At 63.5% G+C, this 12488-nt stretch carries 14 protein-coding genes; 10 read left to right on the top strand and 4 right to left on the bottom strand.

Features of this window, described 5'->3' with window-relative positions; all coding sequences use genetic code 11:
• Positions 1–41: 41 nt before the first annotated feature.
• The 5 genes from ACO06O_RS19615 to ACO06O_RS19595 all read left to right on the top strand — a co-directional run bounded on the left by ACO06O_RS19615 (position 42) and on the right by ACO06O_RS19595 (position 3944).
• Positions 42–545 (top strand): YbjN domain-containing protein, encoded by a 504-nt coding sequence (locus ACO06O_RS19615; RefSeq protein ID WP_420420429.1) that lies wholly within the window; start codon positions 42–44, stop codon positions 543–545.
• Positions 546–700: 155 nt separating this feature from the next.
• The gene (locus ACO06O_RS19610; protein ID WP_421883762.1) at positions 701–1102 is read left to right on the top strand and encodes a hypothetical protein; all 402 of its coding nucleotides are present in this window, start codon (positions 701–703) and stop codon (positions 1100–1102) included.
• 35 nt (positions 1103–1137) lie between these two features.
• Positions 1138–1962: a pyrroline-5-carboxylate reductase gene (proC, locus tag ACO06O_RS19605; RefSeq protein ID WP_421883759.1), complete on the top strand. Its 825-nt coding sequence runs from the start codon at positions 1138–1140 to the stop codon at positions 1960–1962.
• Positions 1963–2055: 93 nt separating this feature from the next.
• Positions 2056–3150, top strand: a complete 1095-nt coding sequence (locus tag ACO06O_RS19600) for a mandelate racemase/muconate lactonizing enzyme family protein (RefSeq protein WP_421883756.1) — start codon at positions 2056–2058, stop codon at positions 3148–3150.
• A 35-nt stretch (positions 3151–3185) separates the two neighbouring features.
• Positions 3186–3944, top strand: coding sequence for a class II aldolase/adducin family protein (locus ACO06O_RS19595; protein WP_421884174.1), 759 nt, complete (start codon positions 3186–3188; stop codon positions 3942–3944).
• Between the two features lie 10 nt (positions 3945–3954).
• On the opposite strand, the gene ACO06O_RS19590 is transcribed toward ACO06O_RS19595, so the two are convergent.
• The 3 genes from ACO06O_RS19590 to ACO06O_RS19580 are packed head-to-tail and all read right to left on the bottom strand — an operon-like array spanning position 3955 to position 5902.
• A complete protein-coding gene (locus tag ACO06O_RS19590) occupies positions 3955–5166 on the bottom strand; it encodes a winged helix-turn-helix domain-containing protein (RefSeq protein ID WP_421883753.1) in 1212 nt (403 codons plus the stop codon).
• A complete protein-coding gene (locus ACO06O_RS19585) occupies positions 5163–5660 on the bottom strand; it encodes a GNAT family N-acetyltransferase (protein ID WP_421883750.1) in 498 nt (165 codons plus the stop codon). The genes ACO06O_RS19590 and ACO06O_RS19585 overlap by 4 nt, the downstream gene beginning before the upstream one ends.
• The gene (locus ACO06O_RS19580) at positions 5657–5902 is read right to left on the bottom strand and encodes a DUF1289 domain-containing protein (RefSeq protein WP_421883747.1); all 246 of its coding nucleotides are present in this window, start codon (positions 5900–5902) and stop codon (positions 5657–5659) included. The genes ACO06O_RS19585 and ACO06O_RS19580 overlap by 4 nt, the downstream gene beginning before the upstream one ends.
• Before the next feature lie 152 nt (positions 5903–6054).
• On the opposite strand from ACO06O_RS19580, the gene ACO06O_RS19575 reads away from it, so the two are divergent.
• Together ACO06O_RS19575 and ACO06O_RS19570 are read left to right on the top strand one after the other, a co-directional pair.
• Positions 6055–6390, top strand: a complete 336-nt coding sequence (locus ACO06O_RS19575; RefSeq protein WP_421883744.1) for an ArsR/SmtB family transcription factor — start codon at positions 6055–6057, stop codon at positions 6388–6390.
• Positions 6391–6407: 17 nt separating this feature from the next.
• Positions 6408–7505, top strand: a complete 1098-nt coding sequence (locus tag ACO06O_RS19570) for a permease (RefSeq protein WP_421883740.1) — start codon at positions 6408–6410, stop codon at positions 7503–7505.
• On the opposite strand, the gene ACO06O_RS19565 is transcribed toward ACO06O_RS19570, so the two are convergent.
• Entirely contained in the window at positions 7502–9742 is a 2241-nt protein-coding gene (locus tag ACO06O_RS19565) for a xanthine dehydrogenase family protein molybdopterin-binding subunit (protein ID WP_421883737.1), read from the bottom strand. The genes ACO06O_RS19570 and ACO06O_RS19565 overlap by 4 nt on opposite strands.
• 153 nt (positions 9743–9895) lie before the next feature.
• On the opposite strand from ACO06O_RS19565, the gene ACO06O_RS19560 reads away from it, so the two are divergent.
• The 3 genes from ACO06O_RS19560 to ACO06O_RS19550 all read left to right on the top strand — a co-directional run.
• Positions 9896–10477, top strand: a complete 582-nt coding sequence (locus ACO06O_RS19560; protein WP_421883734.1) for a TetR/AcrR family transcriptional regulator — start codon at positions 9896–9898, stop codon at positions 10475–10477.
• A gap of 140 nt (positions 10478–10617) precedes the next feature.
• Positions 10618–11187, top strand: coding sequence for a carboxymuconolactone decarboxylase family protein (locus tag ACO06O_RS19555; RefSeq protein WP_421883731.1), 570 nt, complete (start codon positions 10618–10620; stop codon positions 11185–11187).
• Between the two features lie 132 nt (positions 11188–11319).
• Positions 11320–12488, top strand: a 1169-nt coding sequence (locus ACO06O_RS19550; RefSeq protein ID WP_421883728.1) for an aldehyde dehydrogenase family protein, incomplete at its 3' end; no start/stop codon positions are given.

Genomic DNA, 12488 nt, shown 5'->3' with positions numbered 1-12488 from the left:
GGCGGGTCAGCCCTTCCGCACCATCGAAGGGGAGAAGACCCATGACCAGTTTGCAGGTCGACCATACCGGACAGCTCGCGAACCCGCTCGATATCCTCGAAGCCATGTTCCAGGCGAACGAATGGCCTTTCGAGCGTTCGGACGACGAGGAATTGATCGTCGAGACCACGGGGGGCTGGTGCGATTACCGCCTGCTGTTCGTCTGGCGGGAAGACATGCATGCGTTCTATTACACCTGCACTTTCGATCTGAAGATCCCCAGCGACCGGCGCCGCGGCGTCGCGGAACTGCTGGTGCTGATCAATGAGAAAATGTGGATGGGCCATTTCGATCTGTGTTCCGAAAGCGGCTCGCCGACCTACCGCCATACGATCCCGACGCGCGGCATGGCCGGGTTCTCCGTCGAACAGTTGGAGGATCTGATGGATATCGCCCTGGCCGAATGCGAGCGCTTCTATCCCGCATTCCAGTTCCTGCTCTGGGGCGGTTATCAGCCGGAAGAAGCGGTGCAGGCGGCATTGCTGGATTGTCAGGGCGAAGCGTAATCGCCGACCCTCCCAGTACGGCGTTCTGAACGACGCGATTCCCCCGCGCTTCCGGGCGTGGGGGATTTTTGATTTCTCTTAGTCCCGTTCCAAATTGACATCCCATGCGACCTATGGCGAAAGAACAGCCTCACATCTGAACGGGGAGTGGGCGGATGTTCTTTGAGAAACTGAGCCTCAGACAGAAGATCGGGCTGCTGTCCCTGGCGAAGCGCATGATGATCGCGGACGCAAAGGTTCGGGTCGAAGAGGACGCGCTGTACCAGATTCTGCGGACGGAACTGGGACCGGGGGTCGACGCGCCGACTCAGGAAGTGTTCGGGCCGATCGACGTATCCGAATTCGACGATCCCCATTCCAGGCTTGTCCTGCTGATGACTCTGGCGATCATGGCCTTCATCGACGACAACTTTCACCCCAGCGAATCTGGGGTCCTGGCCCAGGTGACCGATCAGATCGGCTTTCCCCGGGACTTGATCGCGCAGGCGATGGATATCGCGGAACGCCAAGGCGCCATTGTCGTCGAGATCGAAAACCTGTTTGCAAAGGCCGGCTGACGGCTTCCACCAAGCCTTTTCCATAGGAGAGTTCCATGACCGAGACCCTGACGCGCCCCCTTATCCTCATCGGCTGCGGCAAGATGGGCGGGGCGATGCTGAACGGTTGGCTGGAATCCGGCATCGCGGCGGGCGGCGTCTATGTCGTGGACCCGATGGGTGGAGGCCCGTTCAAAGGGCGCGCGGGCGTGACCGTCGTTGCGGGGGCCGACGAGGTTCCGGACGATCTGGATCCGGAAGTCATCGTACTGGCGGTCAAGCCGCAGCAGATGGATGCCCTCCTGGCCGATTACCGCCGTTTCACAGGGCCGTCCTGCCTGTTCGTGTCCATCGCGGCCGGGAAGACCATCGGCTATTTCGAGAAGCATCTGGGGGCGGATGCGGCCATCGTCCGGGCGATGCCGAACACCCCCGCCGCCATTGGCCAGGGAATCACGGTCGCCTGCCCGAACGGCAATGCGGACGAAGGTCAGGTGGCGCTGGCGGAACGCCTGTTGCGAGCCGTCGGAGAGGCTGCAAGCGTTACGGATGAGGCGTTGATCGACGCTGTCACGGCGCTGAGCGGCGGCGGTCCGGCCTATACCTTCCTATTGATGGAGTGCATGGCGAAGGCCGGGGCGGCAGCCGGTCTGCCGGAGGATCTGGCGGCGCGCCTGGCCCTGGTCACGGTCGCGGGCGCCGGGCAATTGGCCCTCGCCAGCGACGAGCCGCCGGCAAAGTTGCGCGAGAACGTGACCAGCCCGGGCGGCACGACCTTGGAAGCGCTTAAAGTTCTGATGCGCGACGGGGACGGACTGCCCGATTTGATGGTGGAAGCCATCGCCGCCGCCACACGGCGGTCCAAGGAATTGGGCGGTTAACCGACCCATATCGGGCGACACGCGTCGAAGTTAGACCGTTGCGCGTCGCGGCGGCGCGATATCGGCCGCCGCCGATCCGCCTAGAATTCCCCCATGCGGATCGTCGGGGCCAAGCTCTTTCCTTTGGATTATCCCTTCGTCGGCGGTGGTTATGCCACCAGCTACGGCGCACGCACGCATCTGAACAATGTGCTGGTCGCGCTGGAAGCCGAGGATGGGATCGTGGGCTATGGCGAAATCAGCCGCGTCACCGGCGCGTCGCCCCGGCCCACGGATCCCGATCAGGTGGCCCAGGCAGAAGGTGCGATCCGGACCCTCCTGAAGGTGCCGCTGGCCGCACCGCGTGATGGCGCATCTTTGCTCGGCGGTGGAGACAACCGGAACCTGACTTGCGGTCTGGAGACGGCACTGCTCGACCTTCAGGCTAAGACGGCGGGCGTGCCGCTGTCGGTTCTGTTCGGCGGTATGCGGCGCGATTCCGTGCCCTGCTATTACTCCATCGGACAGGCAGCGCCGGACGAGGTCGCAGCCCGACTGACCGAGGCGGCAGGGGAAGGGTACCGCATCCTGCAGGTCAAGATCGGCGGCGATCCGGCGACGGACACGGCGCGGGTGGCTGCCGCTCTCGAGGCTGCCCCTGACGATGCGATCGTCCTGCCGGACGCCAATGGCGGGCTTTCCCCATCCGATGCGGCGGCCTTGATCGCCCGGTTCGACGACCCACGCCTTTATTGGGAGGAACCGTGCAAGACCTATGAAGAGAACCGGCTTCTCGGCGAACGGACCGGCGCGCGGCTTCTGCTAGATCAATGCATGGCCGGTCTGGACCGATATCTGGATGTCTGCCGCGAAGGATTTGCGGCCGCGGTCGGGTTGAAGGCGACGATCCTTGGATCGCCTGTCCGGGCGCGGATCGCGCGGGATCTCTGCGTCGAACACGGGATCCGGCTCAAGGTCGACGATTCCTGGGGCGCCGATATCGGGACGGCACTGGCGCTGCACCTGGCATTGGGCGTGCCGGCCCCTCTATTGCTCAGCGGCGTCGATATGCGGTTATACTTCGATGGCCGCTGCGACCCGGCCGGCCCGTCCTTTGCGGCAGCTGAATTGCAGCCGAACCATGGGTTGGGGTTGGGCATCTCGCCCGACCCTGAGGTGCTGGGGCCGCCCATCGTGGAAATCCGTTAGACCGAGGCTTGGGAAGGGAATCGATCGTGACCGAAATGCGCACAAACCCGTTGAGTGCCGATATCTCGCCCGAGGAATGGCAAGTCCGGACGGATCTGGCCGCGCTTCACCGGCTCTATGTCCATTTCGGCTTCACGGATTTGATCTACACCCATATCACTGCCCGGGTGCCCGGCGAACCCGACCATTATCTGATCAAGGCGGATGAACTGCTTATGGAGGAAGTCACGGCCTCCAACCTGCTGAAGGTGGCGCTGGACGGGACCTTGGTGTCCGGTGGATATCCCCCCAATCTCGCGGGACATCTGATCCACTCGACCGTGCTGCAGGCGCGCCCGGATCTGCATGTCCTCGCCCATACCCATTCGCGGTGCGGCGCGGCGGTCGCGGCGATGAAGGACGGGCTGCTGCCGCTGTCCCAGTTCGCCAATATGGTCATTCCGGCAGTGTCCTATCACCCCTATCAGGACGTCACGACGGCCGAGGCGGAATGCGCCGCCCTGGCCCGGGACTTCCCGGACGGCAAGTATGTCATGGTGATGCAGAACCACGGCCTGCTCGCCGCCGGCCGGTCGGTGGCGGAGTGTTTCTATTATCTCTACTTCACCGAAATGGCCTGCAAGATTCAGGTCGATGTCCTGGCATCGGGGCAGGATCCGATCCTGTGTTCGGATTCCATCGTCCAGGGGCTGTATACTTACAAGGGCGCACCCGAAGTGCCGCCCACCGGGGTGCGGGTCTGGCCCGCGATGCTGCGGCTGCTGGACCGGAAAATGCCGGACTATAAGGACTGAACGACGGGGGTCAGGCGATGGCGGGGCGCATCCATCCGTCTTCGAACCGGATGCCCGATAGATTTCCGAATTTGCGCTGCCGGTCCAGTTCGGATTCGAGTTTCTTCATCCGGCCCTTGCCGAAGGACACGCCCGGTTCGGGCCACAGAGCGGTAATCTGAAGCACGTCCGCGGCGCGGTCGGCCTTCATGTCGATGCGCCCGACCATCCTGTCGCCCTCCAGGATCGGGAAGACGTAATAGCCGTAGGTCCGCTTCTCGGCCGGCACGAAGACCTCGATCCGATAGTCGAACCCAAACAGGCCCTTCAGCCGTTTCCGGTCGCGCATGACCGGGTCGAACGGGTTCAGAATGCGCAGTCCCGGCGGCGCTACGGATGCCTGTTGTGCGGCCTCAACCAGATCGGGGCGGCCGAACAGCGTGCGCTTGCCGCCGTCGATCTGTTCGACGCGGACCGGCACCACCTCGGTCCCCAGATTTTGCTCGCACCAGGCCTTCGCCTCGTCCGTCGTGATCAGATCCCAATATCCGGCGATCTCCCCGGCGGTGCCGAAGCCCAAGCGTTTCACCGCCTCCCGGCAGGACCAGTCCACCAGCGCGTCATGGTCGACGGGGGCTTCCCTGTGCGGGGGCGGGATGACGCGGTGGGTCAGGTCATAGACCTTCTGAAACCCTTCCCGGCGGCAGATCGCCAGTTCGCCGACCCGCCACAGATATTCCAGCGCCGTTTTCGACGGATGCCAGTTCCACCACGCGCCCGGTCCTTTCCGTTCTTCCGGCGAGAGATCGCGGGACAGGACGGCGCCGTTGGTTTCGATATGGTTCAGGACCTGCTCGGTCTCCTTCAGGAAGTCGGGGCCATGCCATCGCGCATAGCGATCGGACAGAGTACGCCGGCGGTTTTCGAACCGCCGCATCCAATAGGGATAGAAATCCGACGGAATGACCGATGCGTCATGCGTCCAGTTCTCGAAAAGATGGCGCTTCTTTTCCAATAGCCGCTTGAGTTGGACCGGACGATAGCCCGTCGCGCGGCTGGACAGGATCATGTGATGTGCGCGTTCCAGCATGTTGATGCTGTCCACCTGGACAAAGCCCAGGCGACGGATCAGATCCATCAGCGCGGCGTCGTCCATCTTTCGGCGATGCGATTCGCCCAGACCCTGCAGATCGTGGATCAGGCGGCGACCTTCCTCCGCCGTGATGGTGGGAAGGGCGGTCATGCGGATTTCTCCATGAAGACGACGGGCAGATCGGCACCGGGGGCGGCCATGATGCCGCGCGATACCGGACGATAGCCAAGCGCCGCATAGAAGCCCTCGGCATTGGCGTTGGAGCGGACTGTCAGCCGCCGACGGCCGGCGGCCCGTGCCGCGGCCTCCACATGGGATACCAGGCGCCGGCCCAATCCCGACCCGGCGGTTGCGGGGTCGATGAAGACCTTACGGATGCGGGCGGCGTCGGGGGCGTCCGGTACATCGCACCACCCAGCGCTGCCAAGCAATCTGCCGTCCTCATGCCAGGCGAGCGTCAGATTGTTTGATGCCAAAGCCTCGGCATAACCGGGATCGCGGATCAGCAGGATATGGGCCTGGACTTGTTCCGGCGTATGAAACGGACCTGCGAGATCCCGCCATGCCTGCTCATGCAGGGCGCGGACCGCGGCGGCATCCTGAACCCTGTACCCGGCGAAGCGGATGTCTTCCGGCGCGGTCACGTTCCCGATGCCGTGCCGCCACGACGGCGCCGTCGGGGACGCAGGTCGCTGTCGGAAACCCGGCCCGTCGCGATGCGCCTTTCGCGCAACAACTTGACGATCTCATAGCGCCGTTCGTTGGTTGCGCCGCCCCATTCGGCGATTTCGCCGGTCGTCCGCATGCAGCCGCTGCACCGGCCGGTCGCCGGGTCCAGCGCACAAATGCCGATACAGGGCGACGGAATATTGGGGAGCTGGGCCACGCATTCGTTCCAGTTTTGTTTGACCCTGACCAGCTAATCGGGGTCTCGCGGGAATTCAAGTCAAATCCGGTCTTATAAGTGGGGACGAACGGTATTTCGAATATTCTAGAAATACCGTTGACGGCGATTGCGCTCAGGCGTATGGTGATGTCATGAGCGAATTGGAACAAACTGCCGCTTGTCTAGAGGCCCTTGGGAACCCGACCCGGCTGGCGATGTATCGCCTGCTGGTCCGTGCGGGCGAAGAGGGTAAAAGTGTCGGTCAAATCCAGGCCGCCCTGTCCATTCCCGCGTCGACCCTGTCCCACCACTTGAAGCATCTGGAGTTGGTCGGACTGGTTCAGAAACGGCGGGAAGGGACGACCCATACCTGCGTCGCCAACTACATGACGATGAACGCGGTTCTGGGGTACCTGACCGAAGAATGCTGCGCCGACAGTCATGTCGCGCCGTCGCAGCCGCACCAAGCCCATAAGATAAGCGCCTGACGCTTAGGAGTCCGTCGATGACCGATCACGCCCAAGGTTCTTCGTCTCACTATTTCGATATTTCTGGAAACATCGTTTCCTGGCTCCGCTCCCTGCCAAAGGATCGGGTGGTCTGGGCTTTTACTGCCCTGGTTGCTGCGATTTTCGTCCTGGTAACGGATGAAGCGCTGGCATTGCTCGGCGCGACCGGGAACAGCCTGATCGACACCGGGCCCTTTATCGCAGTGAGCATCCTGATCGCGGCCTATGTAAAGGCGACCGGTGCCGACGCCTTGATTGCAAAGGCGCTGTCCGGGCGTCAGGAAAGTGCGGTTCTGACGGCGGCCGTTTTCGGGGCGCTGTCGCCCTTCTGCTCCTGTGGGGTGGTGCCGTTGATCGCGGCACTGCTGGCCGCAGGCGTGCCGCTGGCGCCGGTGATGGCGTTCTGGCTGGCATCGCCGGTCATCGATCCGGAAATGCTGGTTCTGACCTGGGGCGTGCTGGGACCGGAAATGGCGATCGCCAAGACCTTGTCCGCTGTCGGGTTGGGCCTGCTCGGCGGGCTTTCGGTCATGGTGCTGCAGCGGGCCGGAAAGCTCAGCGATGTGTTGCGCGACGGGGTCGCCCGCAAGTCCAGTTGCGGCAGCAAACCCGCGGCAACATCCCAGGGATGCGGCCCGGTCAAGGACAACTCGCCGCGCTGGGCCTTTTGGCGGGAGGGGAACCGACGTGTCCAGTTCGTCGAGGAAACCGGTACGATGGGCTGGTTCCTGGTCAAATGGCTCAGCCTGGCCTTTCTGATCGAGGCGATGATGATTGCCTGGGTCCCGATGGATCAGATCGCCGGCGGGCTGTCCGATCTCGGCCCCTTTGCCGTGCCCGCCGCTGCGGCAGTCGGCGTACCGGCCTATCTGAACGGTTATGCGGCGATCCCGCTGGTGCGCGGGCTTATGGAAGTCGGCTTGCAGCCAGGGGCGGCACTGGCCTTCATGGTGGCGGGCGGCGTTACCTGCATCCCGGCAGCCGTCGCCGTAAAGGCCTTGGTCAAAATGCCGGTCTTCCTGGTGTACTTGGCAATCGCTGCGGTCGGTTCCGTCGCTGCCGGCCTGCTCTACAGTCTGTACTGGACACTCTAACCGTTCAGATAGGTCCAGACCCGTTCGGGCGTCAGCGGCATGTCGATGTCCTGGCGCCCGATCGCGTCGGCCACCGCGTTCACCACTGCGGCCGGTCCGCCGATACTTGCGATCTCACCGGCGCCCTTCATCCCCAGTATGTTGATGTCGGTCGGCGTATCGGCCGAATGCAGCGCGAAATTGGGCAGATCCCCGGCGCGGGGCAGTTGATAATCCATGAAGGACCCGCTCAACAATTGCCCGGTCTCCGGATCGAAGACCGTCCGTTCGTATAGGGCCTGACCGATGGCCTGGGCCAGACCTCCATGGATCTGACCCTCGGCGATCATCGGGTTCACCCGGCGGCCCAGATCGTCCACTGCCGTAAAACGGTCGAGCCGCACGAAACCTGTCTCCGGGTCGATTTCGACCTCCACGACATAGGCGCCATGCGGAACGGTCTGGATTTCATGATCGCTCTCCGCCGTGCCGCCGCACAGGTTTTCCCGCTCTTCCGGCAGGTCGGCAGCGATCTCCGCCAGCGTCACCCGGCGGTCGGTGCCGACAACGGTGAACCCGCCCGTGCCGTATTCCAGATCGACCTCCGCCGTTTCCAGACGTTCGGCGGCAAGCGCCCTGGCATTGTCCAGCATCACGTCGGCGGCCTTCAGGATCGTCACCCCCGCGATGGGCAGGGAGGACGAGCCTCCGGTGCCGCCGCCGGTCTTGATCTGGGCGGTATCGCCCTCGACCACGCGAATCCGGTCCATCGGAATTTCCAACTTGTCGGCCAGCAATTGGGCGAAGGCGGTTTCGTGGCCCTGGCCGGATGCCTGAACGCCGGTCAGGACGAGGATGCTGCCATCGGGCTGCAGCAGAACCTCGCTGCGTTCCGACGCGCTGCCGCCGGTCAGATGCAGGTAAAGCCCGATGCCGATGCCCCGTTTCAGGCCCCGGTCGGCGCTGGCGGACTTTCGGGCGTCGAAGCCTTGCCAGTCGGCGGCTTCGGCGCCTGCGTTCATGACTGCCTCGAACCGCGCCGAATCGTAAATGAAGCCGTTTGCGGCGCGATAGGGCATTTTTGCTTCCGGCACCAGGTTCCGGCGGCGGAATTCCAATGGGCCCAATCCGGTTTCGCGGCCTGCCTTTTCGATGAGCCGCTCCACCAGATACTGGGCTTCCGGCTTGCCCGCGCCGCGATAGGCGTCGGTCGGCGCGGCATTCGTATAGACGGCGGAGACCGTCACATGCAGCGCCGGGATGTCATAGACATGGCCCAGCGTCTTGGTGAAGCCCTTGGTCAGCACACCGACCCCCAGTGCGGACGCATAGGCGCCCATATCGCCGGTCGACGTTACTTTCAGCGCGGTGATCCGACCGTCCGCGTCCAACGCGACGGCGGCCGTGCTGGCCTGGCCACGGCCATAGGCATCGGACAGAAAGGATTCCGACCGGCTGGAGACCCAGCGCACCGGCCGTCCATAGGCTTTCGACGCGGCCAGGACCAGGCTTTGTTCCGGATAGTTCATCAGCTTGATGCCGAAACTGCCGCCGACATCACCGGTCACAACCCGGACGGAGGCGGGGTCGGCACCCAGGGTCGCGGCGACCATGTCGCGCATGAAATGGACACCCTGCGTCTGGGTGAACAGCGTGTAGCCGCCATCCTGGTACTGGCCCAGCGCCGACCGCGTTTCGATCGGCGCGACGGAGACCCGGTCGCTGCGTTGTTGGATTTCGACCGTGCGTGCGGCCGCCGCGAAGGCGGCTGCGACCGTATCCGCATCGCCTTCTTCCCAGACGACCGCGGTATCCGTGGACTGTGTCGGGTCGGTCACCGCCGGCAATTCGTCGAAATCGGCCATGATCGCGTCCAGGGCGTCCCGGGCGGCGTCCTCGGTTTCGGCGACGATAAAGGCAATGGGATCGCCGACGAAACGCACCGTGTCGCGCGCCAAAAGATCGCGCACCGGGGATTGGAAGGGTGTCCCGTCGCTGCCGGGATGGGCCGATTTGCAGGGCATCGGCTTGCAGCCCAACCGGTCGAGATCCGCTGCGGTCAGAATACCGACGACACCGGGAAGGTCCGCCGCGTCCGTCACGTCCAGTTCGGTGATCCGGCCATGGGCGACTGGGGAGCGGAAGACGGCCGCATGCAGCATGTCCGGCAGGCGTAGATCTTCCACGAACCGGCCCTTACCGGTCAGCAGTCTGGTATCCTCAAGGCGCGGAATCGGTTTGCCGGACCATTCGCTCATGTCACACTCCTGTTTGACGTCGACCCGGTTTAGCAATGTGCGCCCGGGGCGACAAACCGGAATAGCGTCCAAGATGGACGGGGCGCGACTGGCAAGAAAATTGAATGTCCGTTCCAGAACCCCATATCCGTAATTGGACAAGGAGCTGAGAAAATGGGCCGCTTGAAAGCATTCGATCCGGACGATGCGCTGGACCGCGCGATGCGGACCTTCTGGCAGCACGGATACGACGCGACATCGGTCGACGACATTGTCGTCAGCACAGGCGTCAACCGCGCCAGCCTCTATGGCACGTTCGGTGACAAGAAGCAGATCTTTCTGCGGGCCTTCGAACGCTATGTCGGGGCCAGTACCGTCGCCAATCTGGACGCCGCGACGGAACCGGGCAGCGCGCGTGAGGCGTTGGTAGCGCTTTTCGAACGCTTGGTTTCGCGCTCCTGTGACGGCCGAAATGCCGGCTGCATGATCACCAACACCGTCGCCGAGTTCGGTAGTCGTGACCCGGAAGTTCTGGCACATGCGCGCCAGGCGCTGGCCCGCATTGAAAATGCTCTGGACCGTCTGCTGCGCCGCGCGCAGGCCTTTGGGGAATTGCCGGCAGATGCCGACGCCCGGGCGCGGGCCCGCCATTTGATGGCGACGATGCAAGGGGTGCAGGTGATTTCGAAGATCAACTCCGACCCCCGCCTGCTGAAGCAGATCTGCGATCAGGCTGTCTCCGCCGCCTTCGCCTGACCCTCACGCGACTGTGACTGTTTGATTTGTCGATTTTATTGGAACAATCGTTCCATAATGACCACCTCCCGAATCGCAACACCGCTTGATGGCCGGCTGTTCGGTCAAACAGGCATTACATTCGGTTAGGAGGCAGGAGTATGAACAAGAGCACCATCCATTCCATCGACACTGCGCCGGAGGCGGCCAAGCCGTTCCTGGAAAAGGTACAAGGGAAGTTTGGATTCGTCCCCAACATCCTTGGCGCCATGGCGGAGGCCCCGGCGACACTGGAAGGCTATCTGACACTGACCGGCATCTTCGAGAAATCGTCGCTCTCGCCCATCGAACGGCAATTGATCCTGCTGGCGGTCAGCCGCGAGAATGAATGCCATTTCTGTGTCGCGGCCCATAGCGGCGGCGCGATCAAGGCCGGGCTGGATGACGGCGAGGTCGAGCATCTGCGCGAAGGCGAGGCGCTGAACGATCCCAAGCTGGAGGCACTGCATGCCTTCGCCACCGCCTTGACGGTATCGCGCGGTCATGTCGGCGACAAATCGTTGGAGGCGTTCCTGAATGCCGGTTACACCCGCCAACAGGCCTATGAGGTCATACTGGGGGTGGCAGTGAAGGTCATGACAAACTATGTCGATGCTCTGGCGGACGTTCCGCTGAACGATCAGTTGGCGCCGATGAAGTGGGTCCCGCCGTCGCGGCGTGCCGCGGAATAGGCGGCTTCCCAATCGGTCAAAAGGCTTGTGAACGGATCGGCATTTTGCCGGTCCGTTTCGGCTTTCCTTCGAGTTTGCCTCTGATACAGTCCGCGTCCGAGATTCCCCACCCAGTCCTAAGGGAGACAAAGAATGCCCGCATTGACCGAGTTCTATATTGACGGCGCGTGGACGGCCCCGTCGGCCCCCAAAACGCTCGACGTCATCAACCCGGCGACGGAAGAACCCTGTGCGACCATCTCGATGGGCGCGAAGGCGGATGTCGACCGCGCGGTTGCGGCCGCGAAGAAGGCCTTCGAAACCTGGGGCCGGACGACCCCGGCGGAACGGCGCGCGTATCTGGTGAAACTGGTCGAAGTCTATGAGAGCCGGGCCGAAGAAATGGCCCAGGCGATTTCCAAGGAAATGGGCGCGCCGATCGCCATGGCGCGCAATGCCCAGGCTACATCCGGCTCGTCCCATCTGCGCGCCTTTATCCGGGTGATGGACGATTTCACCTGGGAACATCCGCTGCGCGACGACGCCCAGGGCGAATACATCGTGCATGAGCCGATTGGCGTCGCGGGCCTGATTACGCCGTGGAACTGGCCGATGAACCAGGTCGCGCTGAAAGTCGGGGCCGCGCTGGCCGCCGGCTGCACCATGGTCCTGAAACCGTCGGAAATCGCGCCGCTGTCGTCGATGCTGTTCGCGGAATTCGTTGATCAGGCGGGGATCCCGAAAGGCGTCTTCAACCTGGTTAATGGCGATGGCCCGAATGTCGGCGAGGCGATGAGCACGCATCCCGACATCGACATCATGTCGCTGACCGGCTCGACCCGCGCCGGGATCGCGGTCACCAAGGCCGCCGCCGACACCGTCAAGCGCGTGTCGCTGGAATTGGGCGGCAAGGGCCCCAACATCGTCTTTGCCGACGCCGATATCCGCAAGGCGGTGAAGGGCGGCGCCATCGGCGTGTTCTACAATTCCGGCCAGTCCTGCAACGCCCCGACCCGCATGCTGGTCGAACGGTCGGTCTATGACGACGCCGTCGAGATCGCGCGCGAAACCGCCGAAGCGACCAAGGTCGGCGAACCGTCCGAGGAAGGCCGCCATATCGGTCCGGTTGTCAGCGCGGCGCAGTTCGACAAGATCCAGGGTCTGATCCAGGCCGGGATCGACGAAGGCGCCCGTCTGGTCGCCGGCGGGGTCGGCCGGCCGGAAGGCGTCAATCGGGGGTACTTCGTGCGCCCGACCGTCTTCGCCGATGTCACCAACGACATGACCATCGCCCGGGAAGAGATTTTCGGTCCGGTCCTGTC

The sequence above is a fragment of the Pacificispira sp. genome (assembly GCF_965228185.1).
GTDB lineage: Bacteria > Pseudomonadota > Alphaproteobacteria > UBA8366 > Aestuariispiraceae > Pacificispira.
This window is presented reverse-complemented; position numbering and strand designations above follow the sequence as displayed.

Bases quoted from the DNA above. Each gene is read 5' to 3' on its own strand.
- ACO06O_RS19615 (WP_420420429.1), top strand. From the start codon at position 42: ATGACCAGTTTGCAGGTCGACCATACCGGACAGCTCGCGAACCCGCTC.
- ACO06O_RS19610 (WP_421883762.1), top strand. From the start codon at position 701: ATGTTCTTTGAGAAACTGAGCCTCAGACAGAAGATCGGGCTGCTGTCC.
- proC (WP_421883759.1), top strand. From the start codon at position 1,138: ATGACCGAGACCCTGACGCGCCCCCTTATCCTCATCGGCTGCGGCAAG.
- ACO06O_RS19600 (WP_421883756.1), top strand. From the start codon at position 2,056: ATGCGGATCGTCGGGGCCAAGCTCTTTCCTTTGGATTATCCCTTCGTC.
- ACO06O_RS19595 (WP_421884174.1), top strand. From the start codon at position 3,186: ATGCGCACAAACCCGTTGAGTGCCGATATCTCGCCCGAGGAATGGCAA.
- ACO06O_RS19590 (WP_421883753.1), bottom strand. From the start codon at position 5,166: ATGACCGCCCTTCCCACCATCACGGCGGAGGAAGGTCGCCGCCTGATC.
- ACO06O_RS19575 (WP_421883744.1), top strand. From the start codon at position 6,055: ATGAGCGAATTGGAACAAACTGCCGCTTGTCTAGAGGCCCTTGGGAAC.
- ACO06O_RS19570 (WP_421883740.1), top strand. From the start codon at position 6,408: ATGACCGATCACGCCCAAGGTTCTTCGTCTCACTATTTCGATATTTCT.
- ACO06O_RS19565 (WP_421883737.1), bottom strand. From the start codon at position 9,742: ATGAGCGAATGGTCCGGCAAACCGATTCCGCGCCTTGAGGATACCAGA.
- ACO06O_RS19560 (WP_421883734.1), top strand. From the start codon at position 9,896: ATGGGCCGCTTGAAAGCATTCGATCCGGACGATGCGCTGGACCGCGCG.
- ACO06O_RS19555 (WP_421883731.1), top strand. From the start codon at position 10,618: ATGAACAAGAGCACCATCCATTCCATCGACACTGCGCCGGAGGCGGCC.